The 18,986-nt window shown below is 66.3% G+C and carries 13 protein-coding genes and 1 pseudogene; 13 read left to right on the forward strand and 1 reads right to left on the reverse strand.

Going from position 1 to position 18,986, the window contains the following annotated elements:
* Positions 1-10 precede the first annotated feature (10 nt).
* Complete coding sequence (locus EJP69_RS10960) at positions 11-2,419, reverse strand: penicillin-binding protein 1A (RefSeq protein ID WP_093196409.1); 2,409 nt, start codon at positions 2,417-2,419, stop codon at positions 11-13.
* A 241-nt stretch (positions 2,420-2,660) separates the two neighbouring features.
* On the opposite strand from EJP69_RS10960, the gene EJP69_RS10965 reads away from it, so the two are divergent.
* The 13 genes and pseudogenes from EJP69_RS10965 (at position 2,661) to EJP69_RS11025 (ending at position 18,971) form a co-directional block, all read left to right on the forward strand.
* Entirely contained in the window at positions 2,661-3,740 is a 1,080-nt protein-coding gene (locus EJP69_RS10965; protein WP_093196407.1) for a pilus assembly protein PilM, read from the forward strand.
* Positions 3,737-4,364: pseudogene (locus tag EJP69_RS10970) on the forward strand (PilN domain-containing protein). Before EJP69_RS10965 ends, EJP69_RS10970 begins: the two are co-directional and overlap by 4 nt.
* A 6-nt stretch (positions 4,365-4,370) precedes the next feature.
* Complete coding sequence (locus tag EJP69_RS10975) at positions 4,371-5,048, forward strand: type IV pilus inner membrane component PilO (RefSeq protein WP_093196404.1); 678 nt, start codon at positions 4,371-4,373, stop codon at positions 5,046-5,048.
* Positions 5,045-5,584 (forward strand): pilus assembly protein PilP, encoded by a 540-nt coding sequence (locus EJP69_RS10980; RefSeq protein ID WP_093196402.1) that lies wholly within the window; start codon positions 5,045-5,047, stop codon positions 5,582-5,584. Before EJP69_RS10975 ends, EJP69_RS10980 begins: the two co-directional genes overlap by 4 nt.
* Complete coding sequence (locus EJP69_RS10985; protein ID WP_126470066.1) at positions 5,581-7,731, forward strand: type IV pilus secretin PilQ; 2,151 nt, start codon at positions 5,581-5,583, stop codon at positions 7,729-7,731. The genes EJP69_RS10980 and EJP69_RS10985 overlap by 4 nt, the downstream gene beginning before the upstream one ends.
* Before the next feature lie 23 nt (positions 7,732-7,754).
* Positions 7,755-8,303 carry a shikimate kinase gene (locus EJP69_RS10990; RefSeq protein WP_093196399.1) on the forward strand — a complete coding sequence of 183 codons (549 nt, stop codon included), beginning with the start codon at positions 7,755-7,757 and terminating at the stop codon, positions 8,301-8,303.
* Positions 8,304-8,338: 35 nt separating this feature from the next.
* Positions 8,339-9,451 (forward strand): 3-dehydroquinate synthase, encoded by a 1,113-nt coding sequence (aroB, locus tag EJP69_RS10995; protein WP_206169316.1) that lies wholly within the window; start codon positions 8,339-8,341, stop codon positions 9,449-9,451.
* Complete coding sequence (locus EJP69_RS11000; RefSeq protein WP_126470070.1) at positions 9,451-10,581, forward strand: deoxyguanosinetriphosphate triphosphohydrolase; 1,131 nt, start codon at positions 9,451-9,453, stop codon at positions 10,579-10,581. Before aroB ends, EJP69_RS11000 begins: the two co-directional genes overlap by 1 nt.
* Entirely contained in the window at positions 10,578-11,834 is a 1,257-nt protein-coding gene (locus EJP69_RS11005) for an MFS transporter (RefSeq protein WP_126470072.1), read from the forward strand. The genes EJP69_RS11000 and EJP69_RS11005 overlap by 4 nt, the downstream gene beginning before the upstream one ends.
* Complete coding sequence (locus EJP69_RS11010) at positions 11,831-12,406, forward strand: DUF1415 domain-containing protein (RefSeq protein WP_126470074.1); 576 nt, start codon at positions 11,831-11,833, stop codon at positions 12,404-12,406. Before EJP69_RS11005 ends, EJP69_RS11010 begins: the two co-directional genes overlap by 4 nt.
* Positions 12,403-13,281 (forward strand): class I SAM-dependent methyltransferase, encoded by an 879-nt coding sequence (locus EJP69_RS11015; protein WP_126470076.1) that lies wholly within the window; start codon positions 12,403-12,405, stop codon positions 13,279-13,281. The genes EJP69_RS11010 and EJP69_RS11015 overlap by 4 nt, the downstream gene beginning before the upstream one ends.
* Positions 13,282-13,322: 41 nt before the next feature.
* Positions 13,323-14,018, forward strand: a complete 696-nt coding sequence (locus EJP69_RS11020) for a transposase (protein WP_126470078.1) — start codon at positions 13,323-13,325, stop codon at positions 14,016-14,018.
* A 186-nt stretch (positions 14,019-14,204) separates the two neighbouring features.
* Positions 14,205-18,971: a glutamate synthase-related protein gene (locus EJP69_RS11025; protein ID WP_126470080.1), complete on the forward strand. Its 4,767-nt coding sequence runs from the start codon at positions 14,205-14,207 to the stop codon at positions 18,969-18,971.
* Positions 18,972-18,986: the final 15 nt, after the last annotated feature.

Below are 18,986 nucleotides of genomic sequence, written 5' to 3' on the forward strand. Positions count from 1 at the left end.
TCCGCCGCCTTCAGTTGCGGAACAGGTCGAGGATGCGGTTGCGCTCCTCGGGCGGGGCCGGCGGGCTTACCGGGGCACCGGTAAGGGCCTCCACCGGCGCTGCGGGCGCGGATTCCACGCCAAGGCTTGCAACGCCGCGTCCCGGCGCATAGTCGTCGTAATACCACTCGCCGCCGACGTTCACGATGCCCGAGGGCGGATTGGCCGACAGCTCGGTCACGGGCACGCCCTTGATGGCGGTTTCCATGTAGGTGATCCAGATCGGCAGGCTCAGGCCGCCGCCGGTCTCGCGGTCGCCCAGGTTGCGCGGCGTGTCGTAGCCGATCCACGAGATGGCCGTCATGGTGGGCTGGAAGCCAGCGAACCAGGCGTCGAGCGAGTCGTTGGTGGTGCCGGTCTTGCCGTACAGGTCGGGGCGCTTGAGCATCGCCTGCGCCTTCGCGGCGGTGCCGCCGCGGGCCACGGAATTCAGCAGCGTGTCCATGATGAAGGCGTTGCGCTGCGGGATGACGCGCAGCGATTCGCTCAGCAGGGGCGGCTGCTTGTCGACCAGCACCTTGTCCTTGTGGTCGGTGATGCGGGTCACGAGGTAGGGATTGACGCGGTAGCCGCCGTTGGCGAACACCGAATAGCCCACCGCCATCTGCATCGGCGTGACCGAGCCCGCGCCGAGCGCCATCGGCAGGTAGGCCGGGTGCTTTTCCTTGTCGAAGCCGAAGTTGGTGATCCATTCCTGCGCATAGCGCGTGCCGATGGACTGCAGGATGCGGATCGACACGAGGTTCTTCGACTTCATCAGCGCGGTGCGCATCGACATCGGGCCGTCGTAACCGCCGCCGTAGTTCTTCGGCTCCCAGGGCTGGCCGCCGGTGGTGCCGGCGTCGAAGAAGAGCGGGCCGTCGTTGATGACCGTGGCGGGGGTGAAGCCCTTTTCGAGCGCCGCGGAATAGATGAAAGGCTTGAAGCTCGAACCCGGCTGGCGCCAAGCCTGTGTCACGTGGTTGAACTTGTTCTTGCCGAAGTCGAAGCCGCCGACAAGCGCCTTGATGGCGCCGTCGCGCGGGTCCATGGCGACGAATGCGCCTTCGACTTCGGGCAGCTGCGTGATTTCCCAGGTGTTCTTGGGCGTCTTCACCACGCGGATGACCGCACCGCGACGGATCTTGATGTTCGGCGGAGCCTTGTCGGAGAGTCCGGACTGCGCGGGCTTGAGGCCGTCGCCAGTGATCTGCACGGGGTCGCCGTTGCCGCGGACCGCATCGATCTGCTTGGGCGTGGCCTTCAGCACAACCGCCGCCATCACGTCGCCGTTGTCGGGGTGGTCGGTGAGCGCATCGTCCACGGCCTCGTCGAGTTCCTTGGGATCGTTCGGCAGGTCGACGAACTTCTCGGGGCCGCGATAGATCTGGCGGCGCTCGTAATCCATGATGCCCTTGCGCAGCGCCTTGTAGGCGGCGGCCTGGTCGGCAGCGACCAGCGAGGTGTAGACCTTGAGGCCGCGCGTGTAGGTGCTGTCGCCGTACTGTGCGTACATCAGCTGACGGACCGTTTCTGCGACGTACTCCGCGTGCAGGCGGTTCGGGTCGGCGGCATCGCGCAAATGCAGCTCTTCCTTCTTGGCTTCCGCGGCTTGCTCGGCGGTGATGAAGCCGGCTTCCTGCATACGGTCGATCACGTAGAACTGGCGGCCGCGCGCGCGCTGCGGGTTGTTGACGGGGTTGTTGGCGCCGGGCGCCTTCGGCAGGCCGGCCAGCATGGCGGCCTGCGCGATGGTGAGCTCCTGCAGGGGCTTGCCGAAGTAGGCCTCGGAGGCGGCGGCGAAACCGTAGGCGCGGTTGCCGAGGTAGATCTGGTTCAGGTAGATCTCGAAGATCTGGTCCTTGGTCAGCAGGTGCTCCAGCTTGAAGGTGAGCAGCACCTCGTAGATCTTGCGGGTGAGCGTTTTCTCGGAGCTCAGGTAGACGTTGCGCGCCACCTGCATGGTGATGGTCGACGCGCCCTGGCTCTTTACGCGGTTCATGTTGGCCAGGCCGGCGCGCACCATGCCCTTGTAGTCGACGCCGCCGTGGTCGTAGAAGCGGGCGTCTTCGGCGGCCAGGACGGCATCTTTCACGACCTTCGGAATCGCCGAGATCGGGGTGAGGTTGCGGCGCTCCTCGCCGAACTCGCCGATCAGGATGCCTTCGGCCGAGAACACCCGCAGCGGCAGCTTGGGCCTGTAGTCGGAGAGCTCGCTGATGTCAGGCAGGTTCGGGTAGGCGACCGCGAGGGCCACGGCCACCACGCACAGCACGGCAAGCACGCCGGCCAGCGCGATGCCGAAGCTCCAGAAGAAAAAGCGCAACAGCCATTTCAGCCAGGTCGGGCGCTTGGTGGGAGGGGTCTTGGCTGGCCCTTTGGGGCTGGAAGTTTCTTGCATGAGGGGCCGCACAGAGTCACCCGACATTATAAAAAGCCGCCCCCTCCACACGATCCGATCTTTGAGGGGCTTGCATTGCCCTAATTCAAAAGTTACAAAATGCGGTTTTGACGTCAGGTTTTGACAACGCTTCAGGGTTTTGCCCTGCGGCGTTGCTTGGTTGCCGCTACGCCTGCTGCTAGCATGCAACCGAATTCAATTTTTTCTATTGGTTACAAATACAGGGGAAGAGGAACCTAACTTGGCTGCTCTTGGATCATTGTTTCGTCGTCAGAACGCTCCCCTGCTGGGGCTGGACGTAAGTTCGTCCAGCGTCAAGCTGGTCGAGCTCGGCCGTGAGGCCAGCGGCAAGCTGGTCCTGGAGCGCTGCGCCATCGAGCCCCTCGAGCGCGGCTGGATCACCGACGGCAACGTCGAGAAGTTCGACGAGGTGGCCGAAGCCGTCCGCCGCGTCATCCGCAAGAGCGGCACGCGTACCCGCAACGTGGCGCTCGCGCTGCCGCCTTCGGCCGTCATCACCAAGAAGATCATTCTTCCCGGCGGCATGAGCGAGCAGGAGCTCGAGATTCAGGTCGAATCCGAGGCCAACCAATACATCCCGTTCTCGCTGGACGAGGTCAGCCTCGATTTCTGCGTGACGGGGCCGAGCACAACTTCCGCCGGCGACGTGGAAGTGCTGATCGCCGCATCGCGCAAGGAAAAGGTCCAGGACCGTGAAGGCTTGGCGGAAGCGGCGGGCCTGAAGGCGATGATCCTCGATGTCGAGTCCTATGCATCGCGACTGGCAACGGCCCGCCTGATCGAGCAGCTGCCCGGCAAGGGCGTGGATTCGATCGTGGCCCTCTTCGAGGTGGGTGCCTTCACCACCAGCATGCAGGTGCTGCGTAACCAGGAAGTGCTGTACGACCGCGACCAGGCGTTCGGTGGTGCCCAGCTCACGCAGCTTATCGTGCGCCAGTACGGTTTTTCCGCGGAAGAGGCCGAGGCGAAGAAGCGCAGCGGCGACCTGCCTGACGACTACGGCTCGGGCGTCTTGAAGCCCTTCGTGGAAAGCATCGCTCAGGAAATCGCGCGCGCGCTCCAGTTCTTCTTCACCAGCACGCCGCATAACCGCGTCGATTACGTCCTGCTGGCGGGTGGATCGGCTTCGCTGCCGGGCCTGACAAATGCCGTCACGCGGCAGACGTCGTTCGCCTGCTCGTTGCTCAATCCCTTCGAAGGGATGGAAATCAGCTCGAACGTTCGCGAGAAGAAGGTACGTCGCGAGGCGCCGTCCTATCTGACTTCCTGCGGGCTGGCCATGCGGAGGTTCCTGCAGTGATCCTCATCAATCTGCTTCCGCACCGCGAAGCTGCGCGCAAGCGCAGGCGCGAGGCGTTCTATGGCACCTTGGGCGCCGCGGCGGTTCTGGGTGTCCTGATCGCAGGCCTGGGTTACCTCTGGTTCGAGGCCCAGATTTCGGCCCAGCAATCGAAGAACAGCTTTCTCCAGGCCGAGATCAAGAAGCTCGAAGTCGAGATCAAGGAAATCTCGACCCTGCAGGAAGAAATCGCCGCGCTGCGTGCGCGCCAGCAGGCGGTCGAAGACCTGCAGGGCGACCGCAACCTGCCCGTGCACCGTGCACCTGCTCAACGAACTGGTCCGGCAATTGCCCGATGGCGTCTACCTGACCAACATGAAGCAGGACAACCAGACTGTCACGCTGCAAGGCATGGCGCAGTCGAACGAGCGCGTCTCGGAACTGCTGCGCAATCTCGGCAACAACAGCCCGTGGCTGGTGAAGCCGGAGCTGGTCGAAATCACGTCGGCGAACGTGAACCTGAATCCGCGCGACCAGCGTCGCGTGGCGAACTTCACGATGCGCATTGGCCTGAAACGCCCCACCGATGCTCAGAAGGCCGCCGCCGATAAGGCGCTGGCCGCAACGGCGCAGTCCAAGGGGTAACCGATCATGGCAAGCAATCGCCCCTCCCAGAAAATCGACGTCGCCGCTGCATTGCAGCGCTTCGGCGACCAGTTTCGCGGGCTCAATCCGAACGATCCGTCGGCATGGCCGTCGGTGCCCCGTTATGCGCTCTGCCTGGCGGTCACCGCATTGGTGCTCGTCGCCCTCTGGTTCGCCTGGCTGACCAATTCGAACGACGAGCTCGAGAACGAGCGTTCCAAGGAAGTCGCGCTCAAGGCCGATTACCAGAAGAAGGTGGCCCAGGCAGCCAATCTCGAGTTGCTGAAGAAGCAGCGCGAGCAGGTGCAGCAGTACGTGACCCTGCTCGAGAAGCAGCTGCCCAGCAAGGCCGAAATGGATGCCCTGCTGTCGGACATCAACCAGGCGGGCCTTGGTCGCAGCCTTCAGTTCGAACTGTTCCGTCCGGGGCAGGTGTCGGTCAAGGACTACTACGCCGAGCTTCCGATCGCCGTTCGCGTGACCGGGCGCTACCACGACATGGGAGCTTTCGCCGCCGACGTGGCGGGCCTCTCGCGCATCGTGACGCTGAACAACATCTCCGTCACCCCGCAGAAGGACAAGGACGTGCTGACGATGGATGCCACCGCGCGTACCTACCGTTACCTCGATGACGACGAGCGGGCCGCGCAGAAGCGCGCTTCCGCACCGAAGGCGAAGAAATGAAGATCGTCGCCAAAGTACTGTGGCTGACGCTGGCGGCGTCGGCACTGAGCGCCTGCGATTCGGACCAGGAAGACCTGCAGCGGTGGATGGCCGAGCAACGCGCCCAGGTGAAGCCCTCGGTGCCGCCTATCTCCGAGCCCAAGAAGTTCACCCCGCAGGCGTACACCGAAGCCTCGGCGTTCGAGCCTTTCAACATCCTGAAGCTGACCCAGGCGCTGCGCCGCGAATCGAACCAGCCGAGCACCTCCGAGCTGATCGCGCCCGAACTGGCGCGCCGCAAGGAGGCGCTCGAGGCCTTCCCGCTCGACTCGATGGCCATGGTGGGAAGCATGAATCGCAACGGTCAGCCGGTGGCGCTGGTCCGTGTCGACAAGCTGCTCTACAAGGTGCGCGTCGGCGAATACCTGGGACTCAACTACGGGCGTATCACCCGAATCAACGAAACCGAAGTCGCCCTGCGTGAAATCGTGCAGGACGCCGCCGGTGAATGGATCGAACGCGTCGCGACGCTGCAGCTGCAAGAGAGTGCGAAATGAACCATAAGAAATCAACGATGGCACAGTGGCTGCGCGCTGCCGGCCTGGGTCTGCTGGCTTTCGGCGCATTGGCCGTGGCCCATGCGCAAAATGCCATCGAAGCCGTGACCAGCTCCACGCAGTCCGGCTCGGAAGTGATCCGTATCGATCTTGCGCAACCGCTCGCCGCGGTGCCCGCCGGATTCACCGTGCAGACGCCGGCGCGCATCGCGCTCGACTTCCCGGGCGTCACCAATGCCATCGGCCGTTCCGCCATCGAAGTGAATCAGGGCAACCTGCGCTCGGTGAACGTGGTGCAGGCCGGTGAACGCAGCCGCGTGGTGCTGAACCTGAAGCAGGCGACAGCCTACAAGGCCGAGATTCAGGGCAAGTCGCTGCTGGTCGTTCTTGAGCCGGTGGCTGGTGCGGCACTCGTTTCGTCGGCCGCTACGACCTTTGCGGAAAACCGCAATCGGGACACGCTGCCCCTGAAGGACGTCGATTTCCGTCTTGGCACCGACAGTACGGGCCGGGTCATCGTCGATCTTCCGAACAATCAGGTGGGCGTCGACGTCAAGCAGCAGGGCAAGAGCCTTGTCGTGGAGTTCACCAAGTCGACGCTGCCCGAAGGCCTGCGCCGTCGTCTCGATGTGGCCGACTTCGGAACTCCGGTCCAGTTGATCACTTCGCAGCAATCTGGCGACCGTGTCCGCATGACGATCGACGCCAAGGGCGACTGGGAGCACAGCGCCTACCAGAGCGAGAACCAGTTCGTGGTCGAAGTCCGTGCCCGCAAGGTCGATCCGACCAAGCTGACCCAGGGCGTGGGCTACAACGGCGAGAAGCTGTCGCTGAACTTCCAGAACATCGAGATCCGCTCGCTGCTGCAGGTGATCGCCGACTTCACGAACTTCAACATCGTGACCTCGGATTCGGTGAGCGGCGCCCTGACGCTGCGGCTGAAGGACGTGCCTTGGGACCAGGCCCTCGACATCATCATGCAGGCGAAGAACCTGGGCATGCGCAAGAACGGCAGCGTGCTGTGGATCGCGCCCAAGGATGAGATCAACGCCAAGGAAAAGCTCGAGTTCGAGGCCAAGGCCGCGATCGAGAATCTGGAGCCGTTGCGGACCCAGTCGTTCCAACTCAATTACACGAAGGCGATTGCCATTGCACAGGGCCTGACTGGTACGGGCACATCGTCTGGTGGTGGCGGCGGCGGCGGTGCGGCGACGCGTATCCTGAGCCCGCGCGGCAGTGTCATTGCCGAGTCGCGTACCAATCAGCTCTTCGTTTCGGACATTCCGTCGCGTTTGGCCCAGGTAACCGACTTGATCCAGAAGCTGGACGTGCCGGTTCGTCAGGTGCTGATCGAGGCCCGGATCGTCGAAGCATCCGACACCTTCGGCAAATCGCTGGGTGTTCGACTGGGCGGCGGTATCTCTGGCGAACGTTTCGCTTCGTCCGCTGGCAATCGAGCTTACGGCAACATCGGCGTGATGCCGACCGTCACAGCGGGCACCAACGGCGGTGCCAGCACCGCCACCACCACCTGGACCAACTCCAACTTCATCAACCTCCCCGCAGGCGACGCCGGCGGCACCGGTAACGCTGCAGGCACCTTCGCGATCTCGCTCTTCAATTCGAGCTTCTCGCGCATGCTGAACCTGGAAATCTCGGCGCTCGAGGCCGACGGCAAGGGCAAGCTGGTGTCCAGCCCCCGCGTCATCACGGCCGACCAGACCAAGGCGCTGATCGAGCAGGGCGAGGAAATCCCGTACCAGCAGGCCACGTCCAGCGGCGCGACCTCGATCTCGTTCCGCAAGGCGGTGCTGAAGCTCGAAGTCACGCCCCAGATCACGCCTGAAGGCAACATCATCCTGACGCTGGACGTGAGCAAGGACGCCCGTGGCGTGAACACGTCGGCGGGCCCGGCCATCAACACCAAGCACGTGCAGACCGAGGTGCTGGTCGAGAACGGCGGCACGGTTGTCATCGGTGGTATCTTCGAGCTCACCGAAACCAATGACGAATCGCGCGTGCCGGTGCTGGGTGAAGTGCCCTATCTGGGGGCACTGTTCCGCAAGCGCGAACGCGTTGCCAACAAGACTGAAATGCTCGTCTTTATCACCCCGAAGATGATTACCGACCGCAACGCCGCGCGCTGACGCGCGGGCGTAGCAGCCACCGCGTGGCGGTCGCACTCGTCGGCTTGCCCGGCGCCGGAAAATCCGCAGTGGGCCGGCGCCTGGGGATGCGGCTGGACCTTCCTTTCGTGGACACCGATCACGTGATCGAGCAGCGCATCGGCTGCTCGATCCGTGATTACTTCGAGCGCGAGGGCGAAATCGCCTTCCGGGATCTCGAGCAGACCGTGATCGCCGATCTGGCGGCCAACGCCCAGGGCGTGCTGGCCACCGGAGGCGGCGCGGTGCTGCGGGAAGCCAACCGCAAGCAGTTGCGCGATCACTTCCACGTGATCTACCTGCGCTCCTCCCCCGAAGACCTGTTCCGCCGCCTGCGCCACGACGTGAAGCGCCCCCTGCTGCAGGTGGCTGACCCGCTGGGGCGGTTGCGGGAGTTGCACGATGCGCGCGACCCGTTCTACCGGGAAACCGCCCATGACGTGGTCGATACCGGCCGCCCGACGATCGCCATGCTGGTGAACATCATCGTGATGCAGCTTGAGCTGGCGGGCGTCGTCGAGCCGGGCGCTCATCCGGAAGATCCCCCCGCCTGAGCCTGCCGGCCGCGCAGCGCCTAAACTCGCTGCCCATGTCCCTGTCCGAACTCTCCGCTCCGCCAGAACGCGTCGACATCCAGCTCGGCGACCGCAGCTACCCGATCCTGATCGGCGCCGGCTTGCTGGACGACTCGCGGAGCTTCGCCGCCGTGCCTGCCTCGGCAACGGCCCTGATCGTCAGCAACACGACGGTGGCGCCGCTCTACGCCAAGGCGCTGCAGGCGGCGCTGGCGGGCCGGTTCCGGGCGGTTCATCTGCTCGAGCTGCCCGACGGCGAGGTGCACAAGAATCTCCAGACGCTGAACCTGATCTTCGACGAGCTGCTCGGCCGCGGCAGCGACCGCAAGACCGTGCTTTTCGCGTTGGGCGGCGGCGTGGTGGGCGACATGACCGGCTTCGCGGCCGCCAGCTACATGCGTGGCGTTCCCTTCGTACAGGTGCCGACCACGCTGCTGGCGCAGGTCGATTCCTCGGTGGGCGGCAAGACGGCCATCAACCACCCGCTCGGCAAGAACATGATCGGCGCGTTCTACCAGCCCCAGCTCGTGGTCTGCGACCTGGGCACGCTGCAGACCCTGCCGCCGCGGGAGCTCAGCGCCGGCCTGGCCGAAGTCATCAAGTACGGCCCGATCCACGACATGGCTTTTCTCGACTGGATCGAGGCGAACATCGACGCCCTCGTCGCGAGGGAGCCGGCCGCGCTGGCCTACGCGGTCAAGCGCAGCTGCGAGATCAAGGCGCTGGTGGTCGGGCAGGACGAGCGCGAAAGCGGCCTGCGGGCCATCCTCAACTTCGGCCACACCTTCGGCCACGCCATCGAATCGGGGCTCGGCTATGGCGAGTGGCTGCACGGCGAGGCCGTCGGTTGCGGCATGGTGATGGCGGCACGGCTGTCGCAACGGCTCGGCGGCGTCGACGCCGCCTTCGTCGAACGGCTCACGCGGCTGATCGAACGGGCCGGCCTGCCGATCGTCGGCCCGGCGCTGGGCGCGGATCGCTACCTGGAGCTGATGCGCGTCGACAAGAAATCGGAAGCCGGCGAGATCCGTTTCGTGGTGATCGACCGGCCCGGCTCGGCGGTGGTCCGCAGCGCGCCCGACGCGCTCGTGCGCGAAGTGCTCGCGCAGAGCTGCGCGCAGCAGTAATGAGCCTCGCGGCCTATGCCTGCCTGCCCGCGCGCTCGCGCGGCCGTCGGCATGCGGAGCCGCCCGCGCCCACGCGCGATGCCTTCCAGCGCGACCGCGACCGGATCGTGCATTCCACGGCCTTCCGCCGGCTGGTCTACAAGACGCAGGTCTTCCTGAATCACGAAGGCGATCTGTTCCGCACCCGGCTCACGCATTCGCTCGAAGTGGCCCAGCTCGGCCGTTCGATCGCGCGGGCGCTGCGCATCAACGAGGACCTGGTCGAGGCTATCGCCCTCGCGCACGACCTGGGCCACACGCCCTTCGGCCACGCGGGCCAGGATGCGCTCAACGACTGCATGGCCGGGCACGGCGGCTTCGAGCACAACCTGCAGAGCCTGCGCGTGGTCGACGCGCTGGAGCACCGGTACCCGCAGTACGACGGCCTGAATCTCAGTTTCGAAACCCGCGAGGGCATCCTCAAGCATTGCTCGCGCGCGAATGCCGAGCGCCTGGAGGCGGCGGAGCCCAACGGCGTGGCGCGGCGATTTCTCGACCGCACGCAGCCGGGGCTGGAGGCGCAGCTGTGCAACCTGGCCGACGCCATCGCCTACAACGCCCACGACATCGACGACGGCGTGCGCTCGGGGCTCATCACGGTCGAACAGCTGTCCGACGTCGAGCTGTTCGCGCGCCATCGTCGCGAAGCGCTGGCCGAGCATCCGCAGCTGCAGGGGCGCCGCGTGCTCTACGAGACCATCCGGCGCATGCTGAGCGCGCAGGTCTACGACGTGATCGACGCCACGCGCGCGGCGCTCGAAGCACTGGCACCCGCCGACGCCGACGCGATACGCAAGGCCCCTCCTGTCGTCGCATTCAGCGACACCATGCAGGCCCAGTCGGAAGACCTGAAGCGCTTTCTCTTCCGCAATCTCTACCGGCACCCCCAGGTCACCCAGACCACCGACCAGGCGCGGCAAGTGGTGCGTGAACTGTTCGCGGCGTACCTGGAGCGTAGCGCCGAGATGCCGGCTTCCTACGACGAACGCCAGGACAGGCCCCGCGCGGTCGCCGACTACATCGCCGGCATGACCGACCGCTTCGCCGTGCGCGAGCATGAACGGCTGACCGGCCGGCGGGGCATCGCATGAGCGGGCAGGTCGTGCGACCGCGCGTTCCGGCAGCCGCATTCGCCGTCCTGCTGGGCGGCGTCAGCGGGGCCTTGCACCTGGGCAAGCTGCCGCCTGCCGTGCCGGCGCTGCAGGCATCGCTGGGCATCGGGCTGGTCGAGGCGGGGTTTCTGCTGTCGCTGGTGCAGGTCGCGAGCATGACGCTCGGGCTGCTGGTCGGGCTGGCCGCCGACACCATCGGCCTGCGCCGCAGCATGCTGACCGGGCTCGTGGTGCTCACGGTTGCCAGCCTGCTGGGCGGCCTGGCGGGCACCGAGCTGGGCGGGGCGCATGCCGTGCAATGGCTGCTGGTGCTGCGTGCCGTGGAGGGCGTCGGTTTCCTGCTGGCCGTGATGCCAGGGCCTGGCCTGATCCGTGCCCTCACGCCGCCCGGTGCCGACAAGGCGGCGCTGGGCCTCTGGGGTGCCTACATGCCGCTGGGCGTGGCCCTCGCGCTGCTGCTCGGGCCGGCCCTGATCGCCTGGGGCGGGTGGGCGGACTGGTGGTGGGCGCTCTCGGCCGTGTCCGCCGTGTCGGCGGTCTGGCTCTGGATGGCGGTGCCGACCGACCGGCTCCGTCCCGCGTCGGCGGGGCCGGCTTCCGGCGGCTGGTCGTCCCGGCTGCGCGCCACCGTGGGGGCGCGTGCACCGTGGCTGGTCGCGCTGACCTTCGCCGTGTACTCGTCGCAGTGGATGGCGGTGATCGGCTTCCTGCCCGCCATCTACGCGGGTGCCGGCGTGCCGGCTGCCTGGAACGCGGTGCTCACCGCGCTCGCTGCCGCCATGAACATCGTCGGCAACGTCGCCGGCGGGCGCTGGCTGCAGCGCGGCGTGGCGCCCGAGCGGCTGCTGCAGCTTGGTTTTCTGACTATGGCACTGGGCGGCGTGGCCGCGTTCGCGCAGGCAGGGCAGGGGGCCGACGCCCTGGGCCTGCCGCCGGTGCTGCGCTACATCGCCGTCTGCGCCTTCTCGCTGGGGGGCGGCATGGTGCCCGCCACGCTGTTCCTGCTGGGCGTGCGGCTGGCACCCGGGCCTTCCACCGTGTCGACGACCGTCGGCCTCATGCAGCAGGCCTCCTCGCTCGGCCAGTTCCTGGCGCCGCCAGCGGTGGCCTGGCTGGCGAACCGCGTCGGCGGCTGGCACTGGACCTGGACGGCCACGCTGGCCTGCTCGCTGGTCGGCATGGCGATCGCCCGGCGCCTCGGGCGCATTCGCCCCGCCGCGGAGATGGCATGACGCACCCGGCGACAATCGGAGCCGCCCAGGCCGAGGCCGACACGCGGCGCTGGCTCGAACGCGCGGTGATCGGCCTCAACCTGTGTCCCTTCGCGAAAGCCGTGCACGTGAAGGGGCAGATCCACTACGCCGTGTACGAGCCCGCCGAAGAGCCCGACCTGATGGACGCGCTGCTTGCCCAGGCCGAAGAACTCGTGGCGCTGGACGCTGCCGTGCGCGACACAACCCTTCTGATTGCACCGAACGCCTTGGCCGACTTTCTGGATTTCAACGACTTCACGGCGCGAGCCGAGCGCCGGCTGGCGCGCGCCGGATTCGACGGCGTGCTGCAGTTGGCGAGCTTTCATCCGCAGTTCCAGTTCGCCGGCACCGAAGCCGACGACATCGGCAATGCCACCAACCGCGCGCCGTATCCCACGCTGCATCTGCTTCGCGAAGACAGCGTGAGCCGTGCGGTCGAGGCGTTCCCCGAGGCCGAGGAAATCTTCGAGCGCAACATCGACAGGCTCGAGGCGCTGGGGGCCGAGGGCTGGACCGAACTGGACGTCGGGCCGGGGAGCGCAAGGCCATGAACACGAAGACTGCACCGAAGACGAACAAGGCCGCCAAGGCCGACGCCGAGCTGGCCGAGGCTCTGCGCCCCGGCCAGTCGGTCGAGCTGCTCAAGGAACTGCACATCCTGACCCGCGAGGGCAGGCTCAACCAGGACTCGCGGCGCAAGCTCAAGCAGGTCTACCACCTGTTCCAGTTCATCGAGCAACTGCTGCGCGAACTGCCGGAAGAGGGCGCGGGCGCCACGCTGGCCGACCATGGGGCGGGCAAGTCGTACCTGGGCTTCATCATCTACGACCTGTTCTTCCGGGCCCGGTCGGGCGGCGGCCACGTCTATGGCATCGAGACGCGCGGCGAGCTGGTCGAGCGGTCGCGCGAGTTGGCGAAACGCCTGGGCTTCGAGCGCATGTCGTTCCTGAACCTCACGGTGGCCGAATCGGCCCAGGCGAGCGAACTGCCGATGCAGATCGACGTGGTCACAGCGCTGCACGCCTGCGACACCGCCACCGACGACGCCATCGCCTTCGGCCTGGCCAAGAAGGCTCGTTGCATGGTGCTCGTGCCCTGCTGCCAGGCCGAGGTGGCCGCCTGCCTGCGCGAGACCAAGGCACTCGCCCTGTCGCGCACGCCGCTGGCCGAGCTGTGGCGCCATCCGCTTCACACGCGCGAGATCGGCAGCCAGCTCACCAACGTGCTGCGCTGCCTGTATCTCGAAGCCAACGGCTACAGCGTCACGGTGACCGAGCTGGTCGGCTGGGAGCACAGCATGAAGAACGAGCTGATCCTGGCGCGCTACACCGGCCAGCGCAAAGCGAGCGCGGCTGCGCGGCTGCGCGAACTGCTGGCGCAGTTCGGGCTCGACAAGCTCGGCGACACGCGCTTCCGGCTCGCCTGAGCGCGGGCGCGCAACCCGCGTCTGCCGGATCGGATTCATCCATGGCCCGCCTTCCGCGCCTCACGCTGGCCGACATGCCGCACCACGTGATCCAGCGCGGCAACAACCGCCAGCCGATCTTCACGGACCGCGCCGATCACGAGAAGCTGCTCGCGCTGCTGGCCGAGAACGCCGCGCGCTTCGGCGTCGCGGTGCATGCCTACGGGCTGATGGACAACCACTTCCACCTGCTGGCTACGCCAGACAGCATCACCGGCCTGCCGCAGTTCATGCAATCGGTGGGGCGCAGCTACGTGCGCTACTTCAACGACCGCCACGGCCGCAGCGGCACGCTGTGGGAAGGACGCTACAGGTCGACGCTGATCCAGACCGACCGCTACCTGCTGACCTGCATGGCCTACATCGACCTCAACCCGGTGCGGGCGGGCATGGTGGCCGATGCGCGCGATTTCCCGTGGTCCAGCCACGGCCACTACGCCGGCCTGCGGCACGACCGGCTGCTGACGCCGCACCCGCTGTACTGGGAGCTCGGCAACACGCCGTTCGCGCGGGAGGCGGCGTATGTCGAACTGGTGCGCGCCGGGGTGCGCGCAGCCGATCAGAAGGCCCTGACCGAGGCCACCCTGCGGGGCTGGGCTGCCGGCGACGACGACTTTCTCGAGAGCCTGCAGAAGTCCACCGAGCGCCGCGTGGTCAAGGCAAAGGCCGGACGGCCGCCTTCCAACTCCCAATCCTGATCTGGAGAGCATGCCTCCATGCGTTGCATGGGTTGGCTCCTTTGCTCCTGATTTTGATATGTCCCCAATTTAATTCCTATCGAAAAACTCAACATTTAAATGGAATCTGACCCCTATTAAAGTGTTTGGCATTCTTTGTGCAACGCAATATGCTCCGATTCCCTGCGAAAACTGAAGGAGCGCGCCATGACGACGGCTGCCGAGATCAAGCATCTCCAAGAACACGGTCTGTATTCCGCTGCCGACGAGCACGATGCCTGCGGCGTCGGCTTCGTTGCACACATCAAGGGCGAGAAGAGTCACGCCATCGTGCTGCAGGGCCTGAAGATCCTCGAAAACCTCGACCATCGCGGCGCAGTGGGCGCTGACAAGCTGATGGGCGACGGCGCCGGCATCCTGATTCAGCTGCCCGACCACCTCTACCGCGAGGAAATGGCGAAGCAGGGCGTCACGCTGCCCCCGCCGGGCGAATACGGCGTCGGCATGATCTTCCTGCCGAAGGAACACGCTTCCCGCGAAGCCTGCGAGCAGGAGATGGAACGCGCCATCAAGGCCGAAGGCCAGGTGCTGCTCGGCTGGCGCGACGTGCCGGTCAACCGCGACATGCCCATGTCGCCCACCGTGCGCGAAAAGGAACCGCTGCTGCGCCAGGTCTTCATCGGCCGCGGCAACGATGTCATCGTTCAGGACGCGCTGGAACGCAAGCTCTACGTGATCCGCAAGACCGCCAGCGCCAACATCCAGCGCCTGAAGCTCAAGCACAGCAAGGAATACTACGTTCCCAGCATGTCGAGCCGCACCGTGGTCTACAAGGGCCTGCTGCTGGCCGACCAGGTCGGTACCTACTACCTCGACCTGCAGGACAAGCGCTGCGTCTCGGCCCTGGGCCTGGTGCACCAGCGCTTCTCGACCAACACCTTCCCCGAGTGGCCGCTGGCCCACCCGTACCGCTATGTCGCCCACAACGGCGAAATCAACACGGTCAAGGGCAACTACAACTGGATGAAGGCACGCGAAGGCGTGATGTCGTCGCCCGTGCTGGGCGCCGACCTGCAGAAGCTCTACCCGATCAGCTTCGCCGGCCAGTCCGACACCGCCACCTTCGACAACTGCCTCGAACTGCTGACGATGGCCGGCTACCCCATCAGCCAGGCCGTGATGATGATGATTCCCGAGCCCTGGGAACAGCACGCCACCATGGACCCGCGCCGCCGCGCTTTCTATGAGTACCACGCCGCCATGCTCGAGCCGTGGGACGGCCCTGCCTCCATCGTGTTCACCGACGGCCGCCAGATCGGCGCCACGCTCGACCGCAACGGCCTGCGTCCTTCGCGCTACTGCGTGACCGACGACGACCTGGTCATCATGGCTTCGGAATCGGGCGTGCTGCCCGTGCCCGAGCAGAAGATTGTGCGCAAGTGGCGCCTGCAGCCCGGCAAGATGTTCCTGATCGACCTGGAGCAGGGCCGCCTGATCGACGACGAGGAGGTCAAGGCCAACCTCGCCAACAGCAAGCCCTACAAGCAGTGGATCGAGAACCTGCGCATCAAGCTCGACAGCGTGAAGGCCGAAGCCGCCGAAGCGGTCAAGGCGCCGCTGTCGCAGGTTCCGCTGCTCGACCGCCAGCAGGCCTTCGGCTACACCCAGGAAGACATCAAGTTCCTGATGAGCCCGATGGCACAGGCCGGCGAGGAAGGTATCGGCTCCATGGGCAACGACAGCCCGCTCGCCGTGCTCTCCAGCAAGAACAAGCCGCTGTACAACTACTTCAAGCAGCTGTTCGCGCAGGTCACGAACCCGCCGATCGACCCGATCCGCGAAGCCATCGTGATGTCGCTGGTGTCCTTCATCGGCCCCAAGCCGAACCTGCTGGACATCAACCAGGTCAACCCGCCGATGCGGCTCGAAGTGAGCCAGCCGATCCTCGACTTCGCCGACATGGCGAAGCTGCGCGACATCGGCAAGTACACGCAGGGCAAGTTCAAGAGCTACGTGCTCGACATCACCTACCCGCTCGCGTGGGGCGACGAGGGCGTCGAAGCCAAGCTGGCCTCGCTGTGCGCCGAAGCCGTGGACGCCATCAAGGGCGGCCACAACATCCTGATCGTGAGCGACCGCGGCGTGAGCCCCACGCAGGTGGCCATTCCCGCCGTGTTGGCGCTGTCGGCCGTGCACCAGTACCTGGTGCGCGAGGGCCTGCGCACCACGGCCGGCCTGGTGGTCGAGACCGGCTCGGCGCGCGAAGTGCATCACTTCGGCGTGCTGGCCGGCTACGGTGCGGAAGCCGTGCACCCCTACCTCGCCATGGAGACGCTGGTCGCGATGCACGCCGACCTGCCGGGCGAGCTGAGCGCCGACAAGGCGGTCTACAACTACGTCAAGGCGATCGGCAAGGGTCTGTCGAAGATCATGTCGAAGATGGGTGTCAGCACCTACATGAGCTACTGCGGCGCGCAGCTGTTCGAAGCCATCGGCCTGAACAGCGAGACGGTGAGCAAGTACTTCACCGGCACCGCCAGCCGCGTGGAAGGCATCGGCGTCTTCGAGATCGCCGAGGAAGCCATCCGCATGCACAAGGCCGCCTTCGGTGACGACCCGGTGCTCGCCAACATGCTCGACGCCGGCGGCGAATACGCCTGGCGCACGCGCGGCGAGGAGCACATGTGGACACCCGACGCCATCGCCAAGCTGCAGCACAGCACGCGCTCCAACAACTGGAACACGTACAAGGAATACGCGCAGCTCATCAACGACCAGAACCGTCGCCACCTCACGCTGCGCGGCCTGTTCGAATTCAAGATCGACCCGGCCAAGGCCATTCCGGTCGACGAGGTCGAGGCGGCGGCGGAAATCGTCAAGCGCTTCGCCACCGGCGCGATGTCGCTGGGCTCCATCAGCACCGAGGCGCACTCGGTGCTGGCCGTGGCCATGAACCGCATCGGCGGCAAGAGCAACACCGGCGAAGGCGGCGAAGACCCCGCGCGCTACCGCAACGAGCTCAAGGGCATCCCGATCAAGCAGGGCGACACGCTGCGCAGCATCGTCGGTGCCGAGAACGTCGAGGTCGACCTGCCGCTGAAGGACGGCGACTCGCTGCGCTCGCGCATCAAGCAGGTCGCGTCGGGCCGCTTCGGCGTCACTGCCGAGTACCTGCACTCGGCCGACCAGATCCAGATCAAGATGGCCCAGGGCGCCAAGCCGGGCGAGGGCGGCCAGCTGCCGGGCGGCAAGGTCACGCAGTACATCGGCAAGCAGCGCTATGCGGTGCCGGGCGTGGGCCTCATTTCGCCGCCGCCGCACCACGACATCTACTCGATCGAAGACCTGGCGCAGCTGATCCACGACCTGAAGAACACCGCGCCGCACGCCAGCATCAGCGTGAAGCTGGTGAGCGAGATTGGCGTCGGCACCATCGCCGCGGGCGTTGCCAAGTGCAAGAGCGACCACGTCGTGATCGCCGGCCATGACGGCGGCACGGGCGCCTCGCCCTGGTCGTCGATCAAGCACGCGGGCAGCCCGTGGGAAATCGGCTTGGCCGAGACGCAGCAGACGCTGGTGCTCAACCGCCTGCGCAGCCGCATCCGCGTGCAGGCCGACGGCCAGATGAAGACCGGCCGCGACGTCGCCATCGGCGCACTGCTGGGTGCCGACGAGTTCGGCTTCGCCACCGCGCCGCTGGTGGTCGAGGGCTGCATCATGATGCGCAAGTGCCACCTGAACACCTGCCCGGTGGGCGTGGCCACGCAAGACCCGGTGCTGCGCAAGAAGTTCTCGGGCAAGCCCGAGCACGTCGTCAACTACTTCTTCTTCGTTGCGGAAGAAGTGCGCCAGATCATGGCCCAGCTCGGCATCCGCAAGTTCGACGATCTGATCGGCCGCGCCGACCTGCTCGACATGCGCAAGGGCATCGAGCACTGGAAGGCCGCGGGCCTGGACTTCAGCCGCCTGTTCGCGCTGCCGAACGTGCCGGCCGAAGTGCCGCGCTTCCATGTCGAGAACCAGGACCACGGCCTCGACAAGGCGCTCGACGTCAAGCTCATCGAGAAGTCGCGTCCCGCCATCGACAAGGGCGAGAAGGTGCAGTTCATCGAGGTGGCGCGCAACGTCAACCGCTCGGTGGGCGCGATGCTCTCGGGCGCGCTGACCAAGGTGCATCCGCAGGGCCTGCCCGACGACTCGATCCGCATCCAGCTCGAAGGCACGGGCGGCCAGTCGTTCGGCGCGTTCCTGGCACGCGGCATCACGCTGTACCTGATCGGCGACGCCAACGACTACACCGGCAAGGGCCTCTCGGGCGGCCGCGTGGTGGTGCGTCCCAGCCTCGACTTCCGCGGTGAAGCGGCACGCAACACCATCGTCGGCAACACCGCGCTGTACGGCGCGACCACCGGCGAGGCCTACCTGTGTGGCGTGGCCGGCGAGCGCTTCGCGGTGCGCCTGTCGGGCGCCACGGCGGTCATCGAAGGTACCGGCGACCACGGCTGCGAATACATGACCGGCGGCACGGTGGCCGTGCTCGGCAAGACCGGCCGCAACTTCGCTGCCGGCATGAGCGGCGGCGTCGCCTTCGTCTACGACGAGGACGGCCAGTTCGCTTCGCGCTGCAACCTCTCGATGGTCTCGCTCGACAAGGTGCTGACCTCGGCCGAACAGACCGCCAGCGTGCACCGCAAGATCTGGCACGGCGGCGAGACCGACGAGGCTCAGCTGAAGAAGCTGCTCGAGGAGCACCACCGCTGGACCGGCAGCAAGCGCGCGCGCGAACTGCTCGACAACTGGTCCGTGTCGCGCACCAAGTTCGTGAAGGTGTTCCCGAACGAATACAAGCGCGCGCTGGCCGAGCTGCACGACCGCAAGGTCGAGCTCACGAGCAGCGGCAACAACGCGCACATCGGCCTGGAGCCGCACGCGCTGGCAGCCCCCGCACCGCAGACGGCACCGGCTTCGGTCTGAGCGCCCGCGAGTAAG

The sequence above is a fragment of the Variovorax gossypii genome (assembly GCF_003965815.1).
Classification (GTDB): domain Bacteria; phylum Pseudomonadota; class Gammaproteobacteria; order Burkholderiales; family Burkholderiaceae_C; genus Variovorax; species Variovorax gossypii.